Origin of the sequence: Nonomuraea sp. CA-143628, from assembly GCF_050942315.1 — a bacterium.
GTDB lineage: Bacteria > Actinomycetota > Actinomycetes > Streptosporangiales > Streptosporangiaceae > Nonomuraea.
Window position 1 is genome coordinate 4,862,686 of record NZ_CP192072.1, and the last position, 20,276, is coordinate 4,882,961.

Annotated in this window: 20 protein-coding genes, 6 tRNA genes and 1 pseudogene; 13 read left to right on the forward strand and 14 right to left on the reverse strand. The window is 69.9% G+C overall.

Annotated elements, in window-relative coordinates; translation table 11 throughout:
- Positions 1-21: 21 nt before the first annotated feature.
- From ACQP2T_RS22245 to ACQP2T_RS22260, 4 genes and pseudogenes are all read left to right on the forward strand, one after another.
- A pseudogene (locus ACQP2T_RS22245) lies at positions 22-827 on the forward strand (aldo/keto reductase).
- Positions 824-1,465, forward strand: a complete 642-nt coding sequence (gene tmk, locus ACQP2T_RS22250; protein WP_433518026.1) for a dTMP kinase — start codon at positions 824-826, stop codon at positions 1,463-1,465. Before ACQP2T_RS22245 ends, tmk begins: the two are co-directional and overlap by 4 nt.
- 6 nt (positions 1,466-1,471) lie before the next feature.
- Positions 1,472-1,645 (forward strand): hypothetical protein, encoded by a 174-nt coding sequence (locus tag ACQP2T_RS22255; protein WP_433518027.1) that lies wholly within the window; start codon positions 1,472-1,474, stop codon positions 1,643-1,645.
- Positions 1,646-1,740: 95 nt separating this feature from the next.
- Positions 1,741-2,055 carry a recombinase family protein gene (locus ACQP2T_RS22260; protein WP_433518028.1) on the forward strand — a complete coding sequence of 105 codons (315 nt, stop codon included), beginning with the start codon at positions 1,741-1,743 and terminating at the stop codon, positions 2,053-2,055.
- A gap of 263 nt (positions 2,056-2,318) precedes the next feature.
- Here ACQP2T_RS22260 and ACQP2T_RS22265 read toward each other — a convergent pair.
- The 4 genes from ACQP2T_RS22265 to ACQP2T_RS22280 all read right to left on the reverse strand — a co-directional run bounded on the left by ACQP2T_RS22265 (position 2,319) and on the right by ACQP2T_RS22280 (position 3,354).
- A tRNA-His gene (locus tag ACQP2T_RS22265) sits at positions 2,319-2,395 on the reverse strand.
- A gap of 2 nt (positions 2,396-2,397) precedes the next feature.
- Positions 2,398-2,470, reverse strand: a tRNA-Arg gene (locus ACQP2T_RS22270).
- 4 nt (positions 2,471-2,474) lie between these two features.
- Positions 2,475-2,547, reverse strand: a tRNA-Met gene (locus ACQP2T_RS22275).
- A 255-nt stretch (positions 2,548-2,802) separates the two neighbouring features.
- A complete protein-coding gene (locus ACQP2T_RS22280) occupies positions 2,803-3,354 on the reverse strand; it encodes a TetR/AcrR family transcriptional regulator (RefSeq protein WP_433518029.1) in 552 nt (183 codons plus the stop codon).
- A gap of 95 nt (positions 3,355-3,449) precedes the next feature.
- On the opposite strand from ACQP2T_RS22280, the gene ACQP2T_RS22285 reads away from it, so the two are divergent.
- A complete protein-coding gene (locus tag ACQP2T_RS22285) occupies positions 3,450-3,779 on the forward strand; it encodes an NAD-dependent epimerase/dehydratase family protein (RefSeq protein ID WP_433518030.1) in 330 nt (109 codons plus the stop codon).
- Positions 3,776-4,429 carry a hypothetical protein gene (locus ACQP2T_RS22290; RefSeq protein ID WP_433518031.1) on the forward strand — a complete coding sequence of 218 codons (654 nt, stop codon included), beginning with the start codon at positions 3,776-3,778 and terminating at the stop codon, positions 4,427-4,429. Before ACQP2T_RS22285 ends, ACQP2T_RS22290 begins: the two co-directional genes overlap by 4 nt.
- Before the next feature lie 19 nt (positions 4,430-4,448).
- Here the strand turns inward: ACQP2T_RS22290 and ACQP2T_RS22295 are convergent, their stop codons facing one another.
- The gene (locus tag ACQP2T_RS22295; RefSeq protein WP_433518032.1) at positions 4,449-5,360 is read right to left on the reverse strand and encodes a cation diffusion facilitator family transporter; all 912 of its coding nucleotides are present in this window, start codon (positions 5,358-5,360) and stop codon (positions 4,449-4,451) included.
- A 118-nt stretch (positions 5,361-5,478) separates the two neighbouring features.
- Here ACQP2T_RS22295 and ACQP2T_RS22300 point away from each other — a divergent pair, with 118 nt between their 5' ends.
- The gene (locus ACQP2T_RS22300; RefSeq protein ID WP_433518033.1) at positions 5,479-6,717 is read left to right on the forward strand and encodes an FAD-dependent oxidoreductase; all 1,239 of its coding nucleotides are present in this window, start codon (positions 5,479-5,481) and stop codon (positions 6,715-6,717) included.
- Positions 6,718-6,799: 82 nt separating this feature from the next.
- Positions 6,800-9,829 (forward strand): BRCT domain-containing protein, encoded by a 3,030-nt coding sequence (locus tag ACQP2T_RS22305; RefSeq protein WP_433518034.1) that lies wholly within the window; start codon positions 6,800-6,802, stop codon positions 9,827-9,829.
- A 52-nt stretch (positions 9,830-9,881) separates the two neighbouring features.
- On the opposite strand, the gene ACQP2T_RS22310 is transcribed toward ACQP2T_RS22305, so the two are convergent.
- Together ACQP2T_RS22310 and ACQP2T_RS22315 are read right to left on the reverse strand one after the other, a co-directional pair.
- The gene (locus ACQP2T_RS22310) at positions 9,882-10,103 is read right to left on the reverse strand and encodes a cold-shock protein (RefSeq protein WP_433518035.1); all 222 of its coding nucleotides are present in this window, start codon (positions 10,101-10,103) and stop codon (positions 9,882-9,884) included.
- Between the two features lie 60 nt (positions 10,104-10,163).
- Positions 10,164-11,027, reverse strand: a complete 864-nt coding sequence (locus tag ACQP2T_RS22315; protein WP_433518036.1) for a LysR substrate-binding domain-containing protein — start codon at positions 11,025-11,027, stop codon at positions 10,164-10,166.
- An 88-nt stretch (positions 11,028-11,115) separates the two neighbouring features.
- On the opposite strand from ACQP2T_RS22315, the gene ACQP2T_RS22320 reads away from it, so the two are divergent.
- Positions 11,116-12,003: a PhzF family phenazine biosynthesis protein gene (locus tag ACQP2T_RS22320; RefSeq protein WP_433518037.1), complete on the forward strand. Its 888-nt coding sequence runs from the start codon at positions 11,116-11,118 to the stop codon at positions 12,001-12,003.
- A gap of 46 nt (positions 12,004-12,049) precedes the next feature.
- Here ACQP2T_RS22320 and ACQP2T_RS22325 read toward each other — a convergent pair whose 3' ends face one another.
- The 5 genes from ACQP2T_RS22325 to ACQP2T_RS22345 form a co-directional block, all read right to left on the reverse strand.
- On the reverse strand, positions 12,050-12,649 hold the full coding sequence (locus ACQP2T_RS22325) for an HD domain-containing protein (RefSeq protein WP_433518038.1): 600 nt from the start codon (positions 12,647-12,649) through the stop codon (positions 12,050-12,052).
- A 193-nt stretch (positions 12,650-12,842) separates the two neighbouring features.
- Positions 12,843-12,917 (reverse strand) — tRNA-Val (locus ACQP2T_RS22330).
- 1 nt (position 12,918) lies between these two features.
- A tRNA-Cys gene (locus ACQP2T_RS22335) sits at positions 12,919-12,992 on the reverse strand.
- Positions 12,993-13,006: 14 nt separating this feature from the next.
- Positions 13,007-13,078, reverse strand: a tRNA-Gly gene (locus tag ACQP2T_RS22340).
- Between the two features lie 38 nt (positions 13,079-13,116).
- A complete protein-coding gene (locus ACQP2T_RS22345) occupies positions 13,117-13,752 on the reverse strand; it encodes an ACT domain-containing protein (protein ID WP_357959398.1) in 636 nt (211 codons plus the stop codon).
- A gap of 81 nt (positions 13,753-13,833) precedes the next feature.
- On the opposite strand from ACQP2T_RS22345, the gene dusB reads away from it, so the two are divergent.
- A complete protein-coding gene (gene dusB, locus ACQP2T_RS22350; RefSeq protein ID WP_433518039.1) occupies positions 13,834-14,943 on the forward strand; it encodes a tRNA dihydrouridine synthase DusB in 1,110 nt (369 codons plus the stop codon).
- 9 nt (positions 14,944-14,952) lie between these two features.
- Here the strand turns inward: dusB and ACQP2T_RS22355 are convergent, their stop codons facing one another.
- Entirely contained in the window at positions 14,953-15,732 is a 780-nt protein-coding gene (locus tag ACQP2T_RS22355) for a phytanoyl-CoA dioxygenase family protein (RefSeq protein WP_433518040.1), read from the reverse strand.
- Between the two features lie 34 nt (positions 15,733-15,766).
- Here ACQP2T_RS22355 and ACQP2T_RS22360 point away from each other — a divergent pair, with 34 nt between their 5' ends.
- Positions 15,767-16,783: a helix-turn-helix domain-containing protein gene (locus ACQP2T_RS22360; protein WP_433519806.1), complete on the forward strand. Its 1,017-nt coding sequence runs from the start codon at positions 15,767-15,769 to the stop codon at positions 16,781-16,783.
- Here ACQP2T_RS22360 and ACQP2T_RS22365 read toward each other — a convergent pair whose 3' ends face one another.
- A complete protein-coding gene (locus ACQP2T_RS22365; RefSeq protein ID WP_433518041.1) occupies positions 16,784-17,935 on the reverse strand; it encodes an ROK family protein in 1,152 nt (383 codons plus the stop codon).
- A 166-nt stretch (positions 17,936-18,101) separates the two neighbouring features.
- Here ACQP2T_RS22365 and ACQP2T_RS22370 point away from each other — a divergent pair, with 166 nt between their 5' ends.
- Both ACQP2T_RS22370 and ACQP2T_RS22375 read left to right on the forward strand, forming a co-directional pair.
- Positions 18,102-19,400 (forward strand): glycoside hydrolase family 36 protein, encoded by a 1,299-nt coding sequence (locus tag ACQP2T_RS22370; RefSeq protein ID WP_433518042.1) that lies wholly within the window; start codon positions 18,102-18,104, stop codon positions 19,398-19,400.
- Positions 19,397-20,272, forward strand: a complete 876-nt coding sequence (locus ACQP2T_RS22375) for a carbohydrate ABC transporter permease (protein WP_433518043.1) — start codon at positions 19,397-19,399, stop codon at positions 20,270-20,272. The genes ACQP2T_RS22370 and ACQP2T_RS22375 overlap by 4 nt, the downstream gene beginning before the upstream one ends.
- The last annotated feature ends 4 nt before the right edge of the window (positions 20,273-20,276 follow it).

Here is a 20,276-nt window from a genome sequence, read left to right on the forward strand (position 1 = left end):
AGGCGCATCGGCTTCGGCTCGATGCAGCTCACCGGCCCTGGTCACTGGGCCGCGCCCGACGACCCGGAACAGGCCATGCAGGTGCTCCGCGATGCAGTCGACGCGGGCGTGACGCACATCGACGCCGCCGACGCCTACGGCCCGTTCACCGCCGAGAAGTACATTCGCAAGGCGTTGCATCCGTACCCGGACGGCTTGGTCATCGCCACCAAGGGCGGTCTCACTCGCCAAGGTCCCAACCGGTGGGCATCGTGTGGCGGCCGGAGTACCTGCATCAGTGCGTTGAGATGAGTCTCCGGCGGCTCCAGGTCGAACGGATCGACCTGTTCTACCTGCACCGCATCGACCCCGCCGTTCCGCTGGAAGACCAGCTCGGTGTGCTGCGGGACATGCAGTACGCGGGGAGGATCGGCCGTATCGGACTGTCCAAGGTGACCCTCGAACAGCTCCGTACGGCCAGCGAGCTAGTTGACGTCGCGGCCGTGCAGAACAAGTACAACATCACCGACCGGGCATCAGAAGACGTGCTCCGGCACTGCGAGATGACTGGCATCTCCTTCGTGCCGTACGCGCCTCTCGCAGCCGGAGCGCTTACCACGTCCGATGCTCTGGGCCAGATCGCTCAGGACTACGGCGCGACAGCCGCCCAGCTCGCGCTTGCCTGGCTCCTGCATCGGTCCCTGGCCATCACGCCGATCCCCGGCACCAGCAGCGCTCGTCTTCACGAGAATCTGGCGGCCGAACAGGTCACCCTCACCCGCGAAGACATGGCCATCATCGAGTCGGCGGCAACCACGGGGGAGCAAGCCGAGAGGGGGCGAGGATGAGCCTCAGGCCCTTCTCCGACCACCAGCGCGGGTTGTTCGTCAGCGTTGACGGGCCGAGCGGTGCCGGGAAGTCCACGATCGTCCAGCACCTCGCGCAACTCTTGGTGGCTGCTGGCGAAGAGGTTCACGTCACCGCCGAACCTAGCAGTGGCCCCATCGGCGCACTGTGCCGTGAGCTGACCGAGACGACCACTGGTCACGCCCTCGCCTGCTTGTACGCGGCCGACCGCTATCACCATCTTGAGGCGGAAGTCCGGCCCAACACCGAGGCCGGCCGCGTCGTGCTCAGCGACAGGTACATCCCGTCAGGTCTGGTGATGCAGCGGTTCGACGGCGTTGATCCTGCCTTCCTCTGGCACCTCAACGCCGAAGCTGACCGGCCCGACCTCGCCGTCATCCTGGAAGCCGACCCTGAGGTCATCTCGGAACGGCTCCAGGAACGCGGGCCGCACAATCGCTTCCAGATCAGCCCCGGCAGCAGCCACGCCGAGACGCACTTCTATCGGCAGGCCACCGAGCGGTTGATTCAGGCGGGCTTCGACGTGCTGAGGGTGGACGTGAACAAGCGGCCTCCCGAGCAGTCCGCGGCGCTGATCCGCGACCGGCTGTTGACCTTCTTCGCTTCGGCTGCTGGATGAGCGGGCATGGTCGAGACGATCACGGAAAACGACATCGGTAGCGAGGTCGAAGCGCTCCACCGGCTCGCCACCGTGGTCATGAACGAGCACACCAACGACAACGGCCTGTGCGCCGTGTGCGGTTGTGCTTTCTCCTGCGCGCGAGCAGTGCTCGCAGAGCACAACCTCGCGCTGCTGTAACGCCTTTCAAGCTGGCAGGACCGGCGATGCCTGGACGCCTGGTGAGGTACGAGCCCATCGCCGGTCCTGCCCTCCACGGTACTCGGAGACAGACCATGAAGCCCTTGATCTACGGCTATTTGCGCGCACCTGACGAGACACCCGACGACGAGCTTGACCGCTTGGTTTCGGAGCTTCAGCGCTACGCCGAGACTGAAGGCTTCTGCTACGCCACGACGTTCTTTGAGTACCAGGAAGGCTCGCGCTCAGCGTTCGAGGAGCTGGTTGCCGAACTCAAGCGCGCCGAAGCACGGCATGTCGTCGTACCGTCTATGGATCACCTGTCAGGCCACCGGCTCCTGTGCGGACAGATGATCGCGCGCCTGGCGGCGGACGCCAGCGCCCATGTCCTGACACCAGGCAGCGCGTAGTGGATCGGCGCGACTTAAGGCGGTAGCCGTTACGGGCTTCGCCCGCCTCCTCGCCCCTGAGCTATCAGAGGCGAAGACCGACGAACCGAAGATCGAAATCCGTTCCCGGCCCGGCAGGGGTCGGAGACGACCCACTGGCGCACAACGCGCCAACCTGGAACTGGTGCGGCTCACGGACGCCATACGGCACCCGCACGGCCCACTTCCCGCCGATACGACGAACCCCGGACCCAACCGGGACCCGGGTTCAAACGTGACCGCTTTGGTGTGGCCGACGGGACTTGAACCCGTTTTCACCAAATTCACAATTTGGTCCCTCGTCCGCTTCGGGATCGGCCACAGTGCCTTCGGCCGGATTCGAACCGGCGACCTCCTGCTCCGCAAGCAGGCGCGCTCTCCACTGCGCCACGAAGGCCCGGTAGCGGGTGTGGGGATCGAACCCACCTGGGGCGGCTTATGAAACCGCCGGGCACACCAGCACCCTCACCCGCCATCGGGAACTAAAAAACCGCCCAGACCGTGTGGTCCTGGGCGGCGGCTCGCTGACGGTGACGTCAGTGACGAAGACCCCAGGGCATACGGCCATGGCGGACCATATGACCGTGGCGCATCGCGTTGCTGCTGAGGTTCTTCATGTCGAGAAGCATGCCGGACGGATCATCGCCGGGCAACGCATTTATTCACTGAGCCGGTGCGTCGGCCCACGCCCGGCAACGGCCCGCAGGCGCGGCGCCCGCTCGATGGACCTCAGACGCGCAGCAGGCGCAGGCAGAGCCGCTTGAGGGTCTCGCGCAACTCGTCGTCGCCCAGGTGGGTGAGGCGGCGGATCGCCGGACCCAGGTCGTTGGCCATGAAGTACGCCGCCTGCTCGTCCACTGTCGGCTGGTCGCCGAACAGCAGGTGGAGGCCGCGTTCGGCCTGATCGTCGAGGGTGCGCCTGATCCGGTCGTGGCGGCGCAGGCCCGGATCGGTGTGGCTCAGCGGCGCGATCGCGCGGTTGGCGATGACCTGGTCGACGAACCCGTCGACCAGATACTCCATCCGGGCCCGCTTGCCGCGGATCGTCTCGGCCGTGTCCAGCATCGCGTCGAACGCGGCGATGCTGACGTCGAGGAGCGCTTCCAGGATCTCGATCTTGGTGCGGAAGTAGTAGTAGACGTTGGCCTTCGTCACGCCCATCGAGTCCGCGATCAGCTGCAACGACGTCGCGTCGAATCCGTGCTCGACGAACAGCCGCCGGGCGGTGTCGAGGATCGCCCGCCTGGTCTTCTCCGCCTGCTCGGCTCGGGTCGGCGACATGCGGCGATGGTAGCCCACCGGTTGACGGCCGCGCCGCGCCGTGTTGTTATTTCATTAGCCGATCGGCTAATGAAATGGATGATGGGAGGGGAGCCGTGACAGAGACCGTTCTGGTGACGGGCGGGACCGGATTCGTCGCCGGCTGGTGCGTCGCCGAGCTGCTGCGGCGCGGCTATGACGTGCGCGTCACCGTACGCAGCCAGGAGAGGAAGGCCACCGTCTCCGACGCGGGCGGCCGGGTGGGCGTCTTCGTCGCCGACCTGATGTCGGATGCCGGATGGGACGCGGCGGTGGCGGGATGCGACTACGTGCTGCACGTGGCCTCGCCGCTGGGCGGAGGCGACTCCACGGATCCGGACGAGTTGATCGTGCCCGCACGTGACGGCGCGCTCCGGGTCCTGAAGGCCGCCACCAATGCGTGGTGATGACCTCCTCGTGCGCCGCCGCCACCCCGCCGCGCGACCGCGAGGGCGGCGTCTTCGACGAAACCGTCTGGACCGATGTCGAAGGCGCGCGGCTCAACGCCTACCGGAAGTCCAAGGTGGTCTCCGAGCGTGCCGCCTGGCGGTTCATGGCGGACTACGACGGGCCCACCACGTTGACGACGGTATTGCCGGGCGCGGTGTTCGGCCCGGTGCTGTCGGCGGACAACCTGGGGTCCGTGCAGGTGATCGGGCGTCTCGTGGAGGGGCGCATGCCCGGCGTTCCGCGTCTGGGGTTCAACATCGTGGATGTCCGTGATCTGGCTGATCTGCACCTGCGCGCGATGACCTCGGCGCAGGCGGCCGGACAGCGGTTCATCGCGATCGGTGAGTTCATGTGGCTGTACGACGTCGCGAAGGAGCTTCGCGCGAAGCTCGGCCCGGCGGCCGGCAAGGTGCCCACCCGAGTGCTGCCGGACTTCCTCTTCCGGTTGATCTCGCTTTTCGACCCCGGGGTACGGGCGGTGCTGCCGAACCTGGGGCGGAAATACCTCCACACCTCGGAAAAGGCTCAGCGCCTGCTGGCGTGGCGCCCACGACCTGCCGCCACGACCGTCGTCGACTGCGCCCAGAGCCTGCTGGCCGCACATTGACCTGCCCGCACGGCAGCGCCTATCTCTCCGGCGGGGTCGGCTGCAGGTACACCGCCGACGCGATCGAGACCCGTCGCCTGATCCGCTCTTCGGTCTCCGCCAGCGCCTTCGCGGCCCCGTCCACGTCGCCCGACGGATGCATCGTCACCCGGGCGGCCACCAGCAGGTCCTCCGGCCCCAGGTGCAGGGTCCGCACCTGGGTGAACGCCTGGATGGACGGGTCGTCGTCCAGGACGTTCTCGATGGCGTCCTGAACGGCGGGCGTGGCCGCCTCGCCGATGATCATGCTCTTGGTCTCCCTGGCCAGGGTCACCGCCACCGCGACCAGCAGCAGCCCGATGGCGATCGAGCCGAGGCCGTCGAAGGCGGAGTTGCCGGTGAGCACCGTCAGCCCGACGCCGACGAGCGCGAACACCAGCCCGGCCAGCGCCGCCGTGTCCTCCAGCAGCACCACCGGCAGCTCGGGCGCCTTCGCGTCGCGGATGAACCCGGCCCACGACCGGCCATCACGCACCCGGTTGGAATTGCGTACGGCGGTACGCAGCGAGAGCGACTCCATGATGATCGCCGCCACCAGAACCCCGACCGCCCACGGCCAGCTCTCCAGCGGATGCGGATGGGCGATCTTCTCGTACCCCTCGTACAGGGCGAACAGCCCGCCCCCGAAGAACAGCACGAGCGACACCAGGAAGCCGTAGAAGTAACGCTCGCGCCCATAGCCGAAAGGGTGGTCGGCGCTCGGCTCCCGCTTGGCCCGCCGCCGGCCGAGCATGAGCAAGCCCTGGTTGCCCGTGTCGGCGATGGAATGGATGCCCTCGGCGAGCATCGCCGAGGAGCCGGTGAAGAAGAAGGCCACGAACTTGGTGGCCGCGACTCCCACATTGGCGGCGAGCGCCGCGAGAGTCGCCTGATGTGATCCGTCGCCGCTCATGCGGCCCTCTCTACCCAGGTGGCGGCAATCTTGACATCCCGCGCTCCACGACCCTGCGGCCGCTGGCGGACAATATGGACGAACCTCCCCCGTACACCAGCGACAGGAGTGCGTGCCGATGCCGGAAGCGCCGCCGCAGGTCGTGATCATCGGAGGCGGCCTCGGCGGCCTGTGCGCGGCCCATGGGCTGCGCGCCACCGGGATCGAGGTGGCGCTCTATGAGCGCGACCCCTCGCTGGACCGCCGTCCACAGGGCTACCGCATCCACCTGGACTCCCGTGGGGCGGGCGCGCTGCACGAGTGCCTGCCGCCCCGCCTGTACGAGCTGTTCGTCGCCACGGCCGGGCTGCCCAGCAGCCGGGTCACGATCGTGGACGAGCGGCTGCGGGAGCTGCACGCCGTCCAGTTCGACGGTGTGTCGGCGGGGGAGGACCCCAAGACGTTCAACGCCGCGGTCGACCGGATGACGCTGCGCCAGGTCCTCCTGGCGGGGCTGGACGACGTGGTCCGCTTCGGCGCCGAGTTCACCCACTACGAACACGAGGGCGAACGGGTACGCGCCTGGTTCGCCGACGGCACCAGCGCGGTCGGCGACCTGCTGGTGGGTGCCGACGGCGTCGGCTCCCGGGTGCGCGGCCAGTACCTGCCGCACCTGGAGATCAGGGACCTGGGCACCAGGTGCGTCTACGGCAGGACGCGGCTGGACGATCGCGTGGCCGAGCTGCTACCGCCCCGGCTGGCCGACGGTTTCATGTCGGTGCGGTCGAGACGCGCCGGCATGGCGCTCGGCCTGGTACGACTGCGCGAGGATCCGGCCGAGGCGGCCGCGAGGCTCTGGCCCGGCCTGAGCCTGAGCTGGGCGGGTGACTATGTGATGTGGGCGCTGGCCGTACCCTCGGCCGGGTTGCCCGGCACCGACGCTGAACTGTCGGCGGCGGGTGGCCCCCGCCTGCACGAGCTGGTGCGGGGGCGGATCACCGCCTGGCATCCAGACCTGGTGGCGCTCGTCGCGGCCGCCGAGGTGGACCAGACCTTCTACGTTCCCATCAGGAGCTCCACGCCCATCGAAGCCTGGGAGCCGACGAACGTCACGCTCCTGGGCGACGCCGTCCACGCGATGAGCCCGGCCCAGGGCTCGGGGGCCAACTGCGCGCTGCTGGACGCCGCGCTGCTGTGCCGAGAGTTGTCTCGCGCGGTGACCGCGGGCGAGCCGCTGACCGGCGCGATCGGCGACTACGAGCGGCGGATGATCGAGTACGGCTTCGCCGCGGTCCGTGCCTCGGAGGCGGCGGCCGCGGGGTCCGGCGGCGGCCTGCTGAGCAGGATGTTCGGCTGGCTCGGGCGATTGTCGCGCTGAAAGGCGAATGTCGCGCTGAAAAGGGAGCGGACGCCACGAACAAGGGGCGAAGTGTCGGTCATATCCGTTACGGTCGCTTGGCATGATCATCAGTGGCAGCACGATCGTGCTGGCCGGGCGGTTCAGCCGGGTTTCGAAGGACGAGGCCAAGCACGGTCTGGAGCTGTTGGGCGCGAAGGTGACCGCGTCGGTCTCGGCGAAGACGGACATGGTCTTCGCCGGGGAGAAGTCGGGCGCCAAGGCGGGTCCGGCGGCGGTGCGCGGCGTTCCGATCTACGACGAGGACGCGCTGCTGGCCGTGCTGGACGGCCGGGAGCCCGGCACCCGGCCGCCGTCCCCGTCGTTCACCGGCGTACCGGACGAGCGGATGGGACCGGGCGAGGCCCTAGACATCCTCAAGAACGCCGACTGGTCCGCGTTCTCTCCGGAGCGCGACACCGTACCGCTGCGGGACGCCCTCCACGCCCTGGAACGCGCCCACGGCGTGACCGACGCGCATCGCCTCGCGACCGCCCGCCTCCGCGACGCGGGTGCCGCGCTGCGCCACTCCGACGTGCACCACGGCCAGTTGACCGGCCACGCACTGAGCCCGGACGGCCGCCACCTCGCGGTCGGTGGCTGGATCGGCGAAGACTACGACCGAGGCGGGGTCCTGCAGATCTTCGAGGTCGCCACCGGCCGCTGCGTCCACGCGATCGACGGCATCGCAGGCGGCATCGGCTTCGAGAACTACAGCCGCAGCCTCCAATGGTCGGCGGACGGCAGGCGGATCGCGCTGGAGTACAACACCAACGCGACCGGCGTGTGGGACCCGTTCGGCACCGCCCGGGAGCCGATCGCCGACGCCTTCTTCCTCGGCTCCGGCAGGCCGTTGGGCATGGCCTTCGCCCCCGAGGGCAGGCGCGCGTTCGTCTACGGAGGCGAGTCGGACTTCCTGCGCAACGTCATCGTGGCGATGCACGAGGGCTCGGTCGCCGGGCCGCCGGACGCCCACCCGGAGGGAACGGAGCCGATCGAGTTCAGCGCACCGTCGCGCGAAACCTGGAGCGACGAGCCCGAGTTCATCCTCGGCAGGGCGTTCTGGTCGCGCGACGGGTCCCGGGTCTACGGAGAGGCGGGGGACGCGTACGCGGCGATCTCACTCGACGTGGAGAAGCGGCAGGTCTCCTGGACTCTGGACCTGGAAGAGGATCAGGACGCGCCGCCGCCCGAGTGGAGCCTGGACGAACGGCTCCTGGCCTACCAGCGCGGCGGAAAGCTCGTCATCGCCGACGCGCTGACGGGCGAGACGACGGCGGAGCTCGCCGGCTATCCGGGCGCCGACGTCCTGTGCTGGGGGCCGGGTGGCCGGTTGGCGGTGGTGGACCCGGCGGGTGGGACCGTCGGGATCATCGAAGGGACGACCGGCGAGCACCGGTACGACCTGGACGTCCAGGCGGCCACCTCCAACCCGCGCGGCTGGGACGCCCGGTCGTGGGCCTGGTCGCCGGACGGCGAGCGGGCCGCCTGCGTCACCGCCGAGGGGCGGATCGAGATCTGGTCGCTCGGTGAATCCCCCGAACGGCTGCGTGTCCTGGACGGCGTCCGGCTCGGCCAGTGGGAGCACGGCTTCGGCCTGGAATGGCCCGCCGACGACATGCTGATCGCGATCGGCGCGCACGCGGTGCGGTTCCTGCGCCCCGAGACCGGCGAGATCATGGCCGACCACCCCTTCCACCACGCCCCGGCCGCCCGTCGCCCGCTCTTCCTGGCCGGTCGTGACCTCGGCGACCGGCTCCGGCTCGACCCGACGTTCGCGCTGGACGAGGACACCTGGGCGGTGGCGTTCGAGGACGGCACGGTCATCGCGCCTCCCGGCCGGGACGACGATCTCGACGGCCGGCTCTGCTGGAGCGTCGCCCGCCGCTTCGCCTGGCCGTTCCGCTGGGGCGAGCGGAACGTCTTCTCCGACCCGGCCCGCGCGGGATTGGGGGCGGTCTCGCCGGAGACCGAGCGGCTGCTGACGCCGTTTCGGGGGCGTGGCAGTACGGCGAAGGCGACGGGGACATGGCCGCCGCCCGACACCGCCACCGTCACCGATCTGATCACGGTGGTCATGGGCACGCTCGTCGACCTGACCGATGAGGAGTCGTACGTCCAGGGGGAGTGGATCGTCGACACGTACCAGCAGGTCGCGATGATCCACGCCCGGCGGGGCGAGGCCGCCGAAGCCCGTGACCTGGCCCTCGCGATGCCGGAGCACCGGCGACGTCACGGACACCTCGCGCGGATCGCGCTCGCGCTCGGCGCGGCCGGTTTCGCCGCCGAAGCCGCCGCCGTCTTCCCCTACGCCGCCTTTCCCTACGCCCACGACGAGCTCGCGGATGCGAGGGACGCGGCGGACCTGGCGGCGATCGCCGGGGCCTGCGCGGTCCTGGGGCGGCAGGAGCGCTCCGAGCTGTGGTTCGCCGCCGCGCGGGAGGCCGCCGACGCCGACCGCTCGAACTGGGACGTTCGTCTGCCGCTGGTCTGGGCGCTCACCGAGTGCGGCCGGGAGCAGGAGGCCCGTGTCGTGCTGGACGAGGGCGCCGGCACGCCGGGGGGCCGGTACCACGGTGTGCCCTGGCTGGTCTGCCTGCTCAGGCGAGGCGAGACCGAGCTGGTACGCGAGCTGATCGGGGAGCGCAGCGAGCCGGAGGACCCGAACAAGCGGCACGAATATGGCGTGCGCTGGTTCGACGATTGGAGGGCGGCCCGCGCGCTCATGGTCAACGGGCAGCCGGATCTGCTCCGGCTATGGGGCGACATCAACCGGTGTTGGGTATCGGACCATCTGCCGATGGCCGAACGGATCGCGGCCGAGGGCAGGCCCGCCGGCCCGACCGACGACCAGTTGACCGATCTCGCCGCCGAGCACGCAGGGCTCGCGAAACTCCCCAAGGCGGCGAAACGCCGCGAGTCCGCACATGTGGCCCGGCAGGCTGCGGAGTACGGCCACATCAGCGCCGCGCTCGACCTGCTGCCCGGGACAGGCGAGGCCGACAACTATGGGCTGGACAGCAACACGCGTACCTGGGTTGCCTTCAGCGCTCTGCGAACCATCGCGATCGGCGTGGACGTGGACGTGTGGTGACCGGGCGCACCGGCGGGCGCCCGCCCTCGGCCGATCGTGCGGCCGGGAGACGTCACAGCTTGCGGACGTTGAGGGCGCGGAACTGGAAGCTGTCCTGCTGCCCTTCCTCGATGTCGAACTCCACGACATCGCCCTGTTGGAGCTCCCGGAAGCCATCGCCGACGACCTCGCTGAAGTGCGCGAAAGCGTCACCACGCCCGGCGGGGAGGTCGGCGGAGGAGATCGCCCCCCAGCCTTTCTCGGCCTTCCAGAACTTCACCGTGCCACGAGCCATGGTCCCAGTGTGGCAGCGGAAGGACGGCCCGCCTACCAGGTATCACGTCATGAAGCCGCATCAGGGGCTCACCGGCGTATCTGTGGTGGCCGCCCGCCGCAGGAGGCGTTCCAGGCTGTTGAGGGCCTGATCGGTGTCGGTGCCGGCGCGCCGGGAGATCGCGATGTCGACCATCGGCAGCAGCGGCAACCCCTGCTGCTCTGCTGGGCGCACAGCCCCCGCCGGGACATTGCCCACGAGTAGCGCGCCGACGCCGATTCCGGCGGCGATGGCCGCCTGTACGGCATGCACGCTGGTGCTCTGGAAGGCGATCCGCCATCGGCGCCCGTGCCGGCTGAGCGCGTCCAGGACGGGCTGGCGCCATTGGCAGGGAAGCGAGAACAGCACCAGCGGCAGCGGGTCGGCGAGCAGATCGAAGACCGGCGCGCAGGCCCAGGTCAGCGGGACCTGACGCTGCCAGCGCACGGACGCTTCGGGCATGACCGACGGACCCCCGAACGCCAGGTCAAGGCGGCCCCGGTCGGCGAGCTTACGCAGGGGCGCCGCCGAGCCGACGATCACCTCGAGGTCGACACGCGGATGGAGTACGGCGAAGTCGGCCAGGGCCGCGGGAAAGGTGGTGATCGCCAGATCCTCGAGCAGCCCGATCGTGCGCCTGCCCGACGGTGTTGAGTGAGGCCCGGCGATCGAGGAGCGGGCCTCGTCGTGCAGGGCCAGCATGCGTTCGGCGTAGGCGAGGAGCGTCTCACCCGCGGGCGTGAGCCGGGCACCCTGCGGATCCCTGATGAGGATGCGCTCGCCGGCGGTCTGCTCCAGGCGCTGGATCCGCTGGCTCACGGCGGGCTGACTCACCCGCAGCGCCGCCGCGGCTCGCGTGATGCTCCCGGCACGTACGGTCGCCGCGAACGAGCGCAGATCAGCCATGTGGAAGTCCTTCTCCATAAGCCTTCATTATGTCTCCCACATCGATATCGCCATTCTCAATAAAGGGAGCCGCTCCTAGGCTGGTCGCATGGCTACCGGCTACTACCACGTGGACGTCTTCTCCGATCGCCCCTTCACCGGCAACAGCCTCGCCGTCTTCGTCGACCCTCCGCCGCTCGGCGAGAGCCAGATGGCGAGGCTGACGCAGGAGCTCCGGCACTTCGAGACGATCTTCGTTCGGACCACCGATGCGCCGGATGTCGTCCACGCGCGGGTCTTCGACCTGATGGGGGAGCTCGACTTCGCCGGGCATCCGGTGCTGGGCGCGGCGGCCGTACTCCACGAACGCGCAGGGGTCGCGTACGGAGAGGAGCGGCACTGGAGTTTCACGCTTGGTGCCAGGCACGTCGACGTCACCACGCGCGGCGACACCGCCGGCCAGGTCTCGGCCCTGCTGGATCAGGGACGCCCCGAACTCCTACCGCCGACAGTCCCTCGGGATCCGGTCGCCGCGGCGCTGGGCCTCACCGCCGCCGACCTCGACGACACCTTGCCGCCGGAGGTCGTCTCCACGGGCCTGCGCTATCTCGTCGTACCGGTGCGCGACGCTGACGTGCTCGCCCGAGCCCGCATCACGCACCCGGACTTCGAGGGCTTCCTCGGCGGGTACGGCGCGCAGTACGTCTACGTCCTCGACGCCCGCGCCATCGAGGGCCGGCACTGGAACAACGACGGCGTGCTCGAAGACGTCGCGACCGGCAGCGCGGCCGGCTGCGTGGCCGCCTACCTGATGCGGCACGGCCGGGCCCGCGATGGCCAGGAACTGTCGCTGGCGCAGGGCCGCTTCACCGGCCGGCCCAGCAGGATCGCCATCACCGCCTACGGCAGGCCCGACGCCGTGGAACGGGTCACCGTCGGGGGAGGAGTGTCGATGGTCGCCACCGGCACCCTGCGCGCGCTCCCCGAGACGTCGTGAACAGCAGGCGTTTCACTCCCTGGTGGACTGGAGGGCACGCTTTCGGTCAGGGCTTGATCGGGTAGCCGGCCTGGAAGGCGAGTCTGCTGTCGGCGTCGTTCGCGACCCGGGTGATGAGCTCGTCCAGGTCCATGAACACCTGCCACGCCGGCCGCCCGCTCGCGGCGGCGAGCCGGTCGACGATGAGCTGCTCGAGGTCCACCACTCGTTTCGCCTTCCAGATCTTGTCGGCGAGGCTGACGAGATGGTCCTCGAGGTTCGCATCGGATGCGGTCCATGAGGCGTGGGTACGGGCGAAGCGAGCAAGTCGTTCTTCGACACCGTGGGCACGGAGAAGCTCGTAGCCATCGGGCTCGTGGACCGAGCCCGGTCCGGACAGCTCTTCGAGATGCAGGATCTTGCCGATGTCGTGTGACGCGGCACCGAACAGGACGGCTTCCCGGTCGATTCGCACCGTGGCGTGCTGCGCGTCGAGCCAATCGACAATCTCGCAGGCCACGTCGTGAACCGCTCGCAAATGCGCCGCGAGGCGCGGCGGAGCGTCCAGAGATTCCAGAAGAGCGGCGACCCGGGAAGGGAGAGGGCGAAGAGGCGGGTCGCTGGGATCGGTGAGCGCGTGGATCAGGGATGCCAGCACGAACGGCATGTTACGTGCCTGCCCCCCACACCCCGCCCGGACGACCGCGTCGCGTCCGCCTTTCGGTTCGCCACTGAGCTGGCCGCCTTCACCTGAGGTGCGGGCCGCGATCGAGTGATGACCACCCACTGGGGGCAACAGAAAGCCCCAGACTCTCGGCATCCGCCGTGAGCTGGGGCTATGACAGGTCAGACCTGATCTGTGGTGGACGATACTGGGATTGAACCAGTGACCCCTTCCGTGTCAGGGAAGTGCTCTCCCGCTGAGCTAATCGTCCTTGGAGGTGGAGACGGGATTTGAACCCGTGTGGACGGCTTTGCAGGCCGCTGCCTCGCCTCTCGGCCACTCCACCGAGTCGCCCATCCGAGCGGAAGACGGGATTCGAACCCGCGACCCTCACCTTGGCAAGGTGATGCTCTACCACTGAGCCACTTCCGCGTTGCCCCATAACTCTAGCGGGTTTTCCGACCGGATGCTCACTTGCGGAGCTGGCGGGCCACGCTCCGTTCCGTCGCGGGCAGGCTGAGGAAGATCTCCAGGATGCGGGTGAGGCGGTGCACCTCGATGCGGTGGAAGGCCGGGCCGTCGCTCCTGGCCAGGAGCAGGGTGAGGGCCAGCGGCGGGAGCGGGGCGTGGATGACGTGCAGGCCGTCGTCGAGCGTGAGGGCCATCGGGCGAGACGGTACGTCCTTCGGCAGCGTCACCTGCTGCGGCGCGCGCCAGCTGGCGTAGATGACGCCGCGCTCGGCGGCGGTGGCGGCCCAGTCGGCGCTGAACAGCACTGGCAGTGAGTCGACGAGGGTGGTCAGCGCCCTGTCGCCCGCCGTGGTGATGTATTTGAGGATCTCCAGCTCCGGGTAGGTGCCCGGGGCCTCTCGGGTGGTCCAGATGCCTTCGACCGCCACGTCGGCGACGCTCTGCAGGCTCTTGAGCAGGGTCTGCTTGGGGGTGCCGTCGGGGCAGAAGACCGTGATGTCGTCGACGGCGCGGCCGGCGCCCCTGTCGAGAACGGTGAACTGGGTGATGTCGGCGCCGACCGTGCCGAGGACCCGGGTGATCTGTGCCAGCGAACCCGGCCGGTCGGGCAATGCGATGCGTACTCGCAGAAGCATCCGTCCCCTCCCCACTAGATGCCACTTGACAGCCTATCCGCGAATACCCGTCGCGGCCTGACCTGCGCTACAACTGACTGAGTGAAGATTGGACCGATAGGGGTGTGGCCGCCGGTCGTGCTGGCGCCGATGGCGGGCATCACCAACGCGGCGTTCAGGGTGCTCTGCCGCGAGCAGGGCGCCGGGTTGTTCGTGTGCGAGATGATCACCACGCGGGCGCTGGTGGAGCGCAACCCCAAGACGTTCAGGATGATCAGGTTCGCGGAGTCGGAGCGGCCCAGGAGCATCCAGCTGTACGGCGTCGACCCCGACACCGTGGGGCGCGCGGCCAAGATGATCGCCGAAGAGGACCTGGCCGACCACATCGACCTGAACTTCGGCTGCCCCGTGCCCAAGGTCACCCGGCGCGGCGGCGGCTCCGCGCTGCCGTACAAGAGGAATCTGCTGCGGCGGATCCTGCGCGAGGCGGTGGCGAACGCCGGCCCGCTGCCCGTCACGATGAAGATGCGCAAGGGCATCGACGACGATCACCTCACCTACCTCGACGCCGGCCGGATCGCCGTCGAGGAGGGGGTCGCGGCGATCGCCCTGCACGCGCGTACGGCCAAGCAGCACTACGGCGGGGTGGCCGACTGGGACGCGATCGCCAGGCTGAAGGAGGCCGTGCCGGAGGTTCCGGTGCTGGGCAACGGCGACATCTGGTGCGCTGATGACGCGCTGCGCATGGTGGCGGAGACCGGCTGCGACGGGGTGGTCGTCGGGCGCGGGTGCCTGGGGCGGCCGTGGCTGTTCAGGGATCTGGAGAACGCGTTCAACGGCGGTCCGGAGCGGGTACGGCCGAGCCTCGGCGAGGTGGCCGGGATGATGGCCAGGCACGCCGAGGGGCTCACCGAGTGCTTCGACATCGAGCGTTACGCGATCGCCGACTTCCGCAAGCATGTCGGCTGGTATCTGAAGGGGTTCACGGTCGGCGGCGAGCTGCGGCGCGAGCTGGCCACCGCCGAGACGCTCGACGGGCTGCGTGAGGGGCTGGCCAAGCTGGAGCACGACCAGCCGTGGCCGCCCAACACCGACACCCCGCGCGGGAAGTCGGGCGAGCGCGGCAAGGTGCTGCTGCCGGACGGCTGGCTGGACGACCCATGGGATTGTGTCGTGCCTTCGGACGCTGAATCGGATATATCCGGCGGCTGAGCTGCATATCTAGTGCGGGCCGGCCGCCTCCGTGCCGCAGGGGCCGCCGCCCGTGGCGGGCTGGAGCTGGACCGGGTCGCCCGACATCGTGAGCGTCGGGTAGTAGGCGGAGATGCGTTCGGCCGAGCGGCCCGCGTAATGGCAGATGAAGCTGCGCCTGAACCGGTCGGCCGTGCTGTTCGGCTCGGAGCCGTGGACCAGGCTGCCGTTGAAGAACAGCACGTCGCCCGGATCCATGTCCACCGGCACCCGCTCCAGGCCCGGCGGCGGCGGGACGTACTCCTTGGTGAAGGAGATGTCGTTGTCGGCCTCCTCAGGACAGAACAGGTCCATCAGGTGCGTGCCGGGCACCACCTCCAGGCCGCCGTTGGCCCGGTCGACGCGGTCCAGCGCGACCCAGGCGGCCACACACGTGCCCGGCTCGACCCGCAAGTAGAAGTTGTCCTGATGCAGCGCCTGCCCGCGTGCGCCGGGCGGCTTGAAGTAGAACATGCTCTGGGCTGCTATCGGCTCCTCCCCGAGCAGGTCGCGGAGCACGGCGGCGATCCGGGCGTCGAGGAGGTACCGTAGCGCGACGTCGTTCACCTGGTGAGGGTGCATGACGCGCGGGTAGTCGCGCAGGATGTCGTACGGTTGGCCGGGGTCCTGCGGCTTGGGGGAGAAGTGACCCGGGATCGGGCCCCGGGCGTGCAGCGCCATGAACTCCTCCCGCAGCTCTGCCACCTCGTCCGCGGCCAGAAGACCGGGCACCAGGACGAACCCTCGATCATGGAAATCTGTCAGCCTCATACCTTCACGCTAAGGAGCCGGACCGGTGAACGGTATGCCTGTGACCGCTGAGGAGATGTCTGTTCCTGCTGCGGAGCTGACGATCGTGGGTCACTTCGACAACCGGCCCGGCTACGCCACGCGGCGCGTCAGCGGCTCACCGAGCTGGCTGCTCATGTGGACCCAGGACGGGGCGGGACTGGTCGAGCAGGCGGGAGTTTCGTTCACGGCCGGGCCGGGGGATCTGGTGGTGCTCGGGGCCGACGCCGCGCAGCACTACCGGGTCGCGCCGGGGGCGGAACGGTGGCGCTTCTGGTGGGCGCACTTCCAGCCGCGCCCGGCCTGGCTGGGCTGGCTCGCCGAGCACGCCCGGGCCCCGGGCTGCCACCTGGTCGAAGGCGTGCCCGAGCCGACCCGCGCCCAGATCGACGAGGCATTCGGCCGCGCCGCCAGAAACGCCCGCTGGCTCCCGCCCGCCGCCCGGTCCCTGGGTGAGCACGGGCCGACTGCCCGCCCCGCGTCCGCCGGCCGTCCCGCACAGGCGCCCGGTGACCGCCCCGCCCTCGCGTCCGCTGACCGTCCCGCGCCCATTGCTCGCCCCCCGCGCGAGTACGCGCCCGCCGTCGCCGTCTCCGGGCCCGCCCGGGAGCTGGTGCTGAACGCGGTCGAGGAGGTGATCGTGCTGGCCACTGCCTCCGCGCGGCCGGTCGGCGACGCCCGGCGTGCCGAGGAGCCCGGTGACGCGCGGGTCCACCGGGCGCTGGCCCTCATCGCCGCCGAACCGGGCGCGCCCCATTCGGTCGCCTCCCTGGCCAGGGCCGTCGCCCTGTCGCCTTCCCGGTTCGCGCACCTGTTCACGACCGAGACGGGCCACCCGCCCATGCGGGCCGTACGGAGCGCGCGGATCCGGCACGCGGCCCGGCTGCTGGAGGTGACGGACATGGACGTCGGCCAGGTCGCGGCGGCGTCGGGCTTCGTCAGCCCGTTCCACTTCAGCCGGGCCTTCAGCCACGAGTACGGCATGCCGCCCCGCGACTTCCGCTCCCGTCTCCGCCGGACGACTACCCAGTGATCAGCGCAGCGGCGTCAGCGGGGCGTCGGAGGTGAACAGTTCGCTGTCCAGGTGGTCGGCGGCGTAGTCGATGGCGCCCGTCACCACGCATTCGTCCCCCAGCGTCGACGCGCGTACCTCCGGCATCCGCATGCAGGCCCGCTCCAGCCGCTCCCGCAGCGGCGCCAGCAGGACGTCGGCCGAGCGGGAGAAGCCGCCGCCCAGCACCACCATCTGCGGGTCCAGCACCAGCACCATGGCCGCCGTCCCCACCGCGAGGTCGTCCACGTAGCGGTCGACCGCGGCCAGGGCGACGGGGTGGCCGTCGCGGGCCGCCGCCAGCGTGTAGCCCGCCGCGTCCTCGGGCGCGGTGCCCTCGGGCACGACCTCGCAGCCGTTGAGGTGGTCGGGGGCGTCGTACCAGCGGGCCTCCGGCAGCATGACGATCTCGCCGGCGGCGGCGCCGAAGCCCCGGTGCACCTTGCCGTCGATGATGAGGCCGGTGCCCATGCGCCGTCCGACGTGCAGGAACACCACGTCCCGAGCGCCCTGCGCGGCGCCCCTGCGGGCTTCGGCGAGTGCGGCCAGGCGGCTGTCGTTCTCGATCAGCACCTGGCACGGGAACATCTCGCGCAGCTTGGCCGCCAGGTCGAGGCCCGTCCAGGCGGGGATCGCGGCCGAGAACGCGATGCGGCCCTCCGGCGTGAGCACGCCCGTGGTGCCGACGGCCACCGTCCACAGGTCCGCGGCCGACCTGCCGCTGAGCGCCAGGCAGCCGGAGACCGCGCGGTCTATGGCGGCCAGGCGCTCCTCAAGGGGCGCGTCCGGCAGGACGGGCTGCCGGGTCTCGGCCAGGATCTCGCCGTCGAGGTCGGACAGCGCGGCCCGTACGTTGTGCCCGCCTATGTCCACGCCGACCAGGCAGCCGCTGTCGGCGCGGAACCGGTAACGGCGGGCCGGGCGGCCCATCGTGCCCGGCGAAGGCGGCACCTCCTCCACCCAGCCCAGCTCCATGAGCTCGTCGGCGACCTCCTTCATGGAGGGCCGCGACAGCCCCGTCCGCTCGGCCAGCGCCGAGAGGGTGAGCGGTCCGGCGCCGCGCAGCGCCCGTATCGCGGTCAGCGAGTTGAGCTGCCTGAGCCGGGACAGGTCGCCGCCGCGCAGGTCCGCCATCGCCGCCCCTAACGTAGGTTTCCTCTGTAACTCGTCATTATGCCAGCGTTCGCTTCTGCTTAAGCACCGCCACTTATGCGCAGAATCGGGCATTGACCCTTCCGAACCCCTGGTGCTACTAATGAAGCGCTCCTTCGTAAGTAGATCAACAGGAATTGAGGGTCTGATGTCGTTCGCAGACGTGGGCGAGGTCGTCCATCAGCCAGGGCAGGCCCGGGTCTTCGAGCACGGGTGGCAGTCGTGGAGCCCGACCGGCGCCTACCGCCTCGGCGAGACTCCGCCCAGACCCGCGGACGACAACATCCAGATCCTCTGCTACCGCCCGGAGACGCCAGTGCCCGCCGGGGTGTTTCAGGGTGAGGGGCTGCTCGCGATCGACCCCGGCGGCGGCGCGCCGCTGGAGCTGTGGTCCGCGCCGAGCCCCGTGGAGGTGCCCTCCATCCGGGCGCGCGAGGAGGGCGGGCGGCTGATCGTGAGCGCGAACGGGCCCGTACGCCACCTGACAGGCGTGTCGCTGGAAACCTGGGCAGCGGGCATGGCCGAGGGGTACGCGCCCCGGACATTCCCGGCTGTGCCTCCTATGTGGTGCACCTGGTACGGCTACTGGGGCAAGGTCACCGAGCAAGACGTCCTGGACAACCTCCGCCTGTCGGAGCGGCACGGGCTGGGCGCCGACATGTTCCTCGTCGACGACGGGTACGAGGCCGAGATCGGCGACTGGCTGGACCCGCGCCCCGGCTTCGGCTCGCTGCGAAAAGTGGCGGAAACCCTGGGGGAGGCGGGCAGGCGTACGGGCGTCTGGACCGCCCCCTTCCTGGTCGGCCACAACAGCCGGATCTTCCGCGAGCATCCCGACTGGCTGGTCGGCGGCGCCCACGCGGGCCGCATGTGGGACCAGGACCTGGCGGTGCTCGACGTGACCCACCCGGATGCCGCCGCCCACCTGGTCGAGGTGTTCAGGACCTTCGCCGCGTACGGCATCACCCACTTCAAGCTCGACTTCATCTACGCCGGGGCGCTGGCGGGCGGCAGGCACGAGGACCTCGACCCGATCGCCGCCTACCGGCGCGGGCTGGAGCTGATCCGCGAGGGCGCCGGCCCGGACGCCACCCTGCACGGCTGCGGCGCGCCCATGCTGCCCAGCCTCGGCCTGGTCGACATCATGCGGGTCAGCCCGGACATCGCGCCCACGCTGCACCCGAAGTCGGGCGACATCAGCCAGCCGTCCCAGCTGGGCGCCCGGCTGACCGGCGCGGCCCGCGAGTTCCTGCACGCCCGCTGGTGGGTGAACGACCCCGACTGCATCATCCTGCGCCCCGAGGTGGAGGCCAGGCAGGAGTGGGCGGCCCACATCGAGGCGACCGGCGGCCTGCGCGGCTCCAGCGACCCGATCGCGGCGCTCGACGACTGGGGCCTGGAGACGACCCGGCGCCTGATGATCCCCACCACGACGGAGCCGTCGTGAGGAGGAGGCGCGACTGGCACGCCTACCTGTTCATCGGCCCGAGCCTGCTGGGCGTGCTCGCCTTCCTACTGCTGCCGATGGTCATCGTCTTCGTGCTGAGCTTCTTCCACTGGGAGCTCCTGTCGCCCCCGACCTTCGCCGGACTGGACAACTACCGCCGCCTGGCCGGGGACGGAGACTCCTGGCACTCCCTCGGGATCACCGTCGTCTACGTGCTGCTCTGCATCCCCCTGCAGACGGTCCTGGCGCTGGTGCTGGCCCTGCTGCTCAACCAGCGGATCAAGGGCGTCAAGGTGTTCCGTTCGCTGTTCGTGGTGCCGTGGATGGCCACCCCGATCGTCATGGGCCTGGTCTGGAACTGGATCTTCGACCCGCGTGACGGCGCGATCAACAGCGCCCTGGCCCTGATCGGCGTTACCGGCCCCGACTGGCTGTCGGACGCCACCTGGGCCCTGCCCGCCATCGCGCTGGTCAACGTCTGGCAGTACTCCGGCTACAACATGCTGTTCTTCCTGGCCGGGCTGCAGGGCATCCCGAGGGAGCTCTACGACGCGGCCGCCACCGATGGCGCCACCCCGCGCCAGCGGTTCTGGCGGGTGACGCTGCCGCTGCTCAACCCCACGATGTTCTTCGTCATGGTGACGAACCTGATCGGCGCGTTCCAGGTCTTCGACACCGTCTTCGTGATGACCAACGGCGGGCCCAGCCAGAGCACCGAGGTCATCAACTTCAAGATCTTCGACACCGCGTTCAGGGAGTTCGACTTCGGCTACGCCTCGACGCTGTCGATGCTGCTCTTCGCGGTCATCCTGGCCGTGACGCTGGTGCAGGTCAGGTTCTTCGGCAAGCGCACCACCTACGACATGAGCTGAAGGA

Bases quoted from the DNA above. Each gene is read 5' to 3' on its own strand.
- ACQP2T_RS22355 (WP_433518040.1), bottom strand. From the start codon at position 15,732: ATGAGGCTGACAGATTTCCATGATCGAGGGTTCGTCCTGGTGCCCGGT.
- ACQP2T_RS22295 (WP_433518032.1), bottom strand. From the start codon at position 5,360: ATGAGCGGCGACGGATCACATCAGGCGACTCTCGCGGCGCTCGCCGCC.
- ACQP2T_RS22300 (WP_433518033.1), top strand. From the start codon at position 5,479: ATGCCGGAAGCGCCGCCGCAGGTCGTGATCATCGGAGGCGGCCTCGGC.
- ACQP2T_RS22345 (WP_357959398.1), bottom strand. From the start codon at position 13,752: ATGCTTCTGCGAGTACGCATCGCATTGCCCGACCGGCCGGGTTCGCTG.
- ACQP2T_RS22260 (WP_433518028.1), top strand. From the start codon at position 1,741: ATGAAGCCCTTGATCTACGGCTATTTGCGCGCACCTGACGAGACACCC.
- ACQP2T_RS22320 (WP_433518037.1), top strand. From the start codon at position 11,116: ATGGCTACCGGCTACTACCACGTGGACGTCTTCTCCGATCGCCCCTTC.
- ACQP2T_RS22370 (WP_433518042.1), top strand. From the start codon at position 18,102: ATGTCGTTCGCAGACGTGGGCGAGGTCGTCCATCAGCCAGGGCAGGCC.
- ACQP2T_RS22365 (WP_433518041.1), bottom strand. From the start codon at position 17,935: ATGGCGGACCTGCGCGGCGGCGACCTGTCCCGGCTCAGGCAGCTCAAC.
- tmk (WP_433518026.1), top strand. From the start codon at position 824: ATGAGCCTCAGGCCCTTCTCCGACCACCAGCGCGGGTTGTTCGTCAGC.
- ACQP2T_RS22305 (WP_433518034.1), top strand. From the start codon at position 6,800: ATGATCATCAGTGGCAGCACGATCGTGCTGGCCGGGCGGTTCAGCCGG.
- ACQP2T_RS22255 (WP_433518027.1), top strand. From the start codon at position 1,472: ATGGTCGAGACGATCACGGAAAACGACATCGGTAGCGAGGTCGAAGCG.
- ACQP2T_RS22315 (WP_433518036.1), bottom strand. From the start codon at position 11,027: ATGGCTGATCTGCGCTCGTTCGCGGCGACCGTACGTGCCGGGAGCATC.
- ACQP2T_RS22280 (WP_433518029.1), bottom strand. From the start codon at position 3,354: ATGTCGCCGACCCGAGCCGAGCAGGCGGAGAAGACCAGGCGGGCGATC.
- ACQP2T_RS22325 (WP_433518038.1), bottom strand. From the start codon at position 12,649: ATGCCGTTCGTGCTGGCATCCCTGATCCACGCGCTCACCGATCCCAGC.
- ACQP2T_RS22310 (WP_433518035.1), bottom strand. From the start codon at position 10,103: ATGGCTCGTGGCACGGTGAAGTTCTGGAAGGCCGAGAAAGGCTGGGGG.
- ACQP2T_RS22360 (WP_433519806.1), top strand. From the start codon at position 15,767: ATGCCTGTGACCGCTGAGGAGATGTCTGTTCCTGCTGCGGAGCTGACG.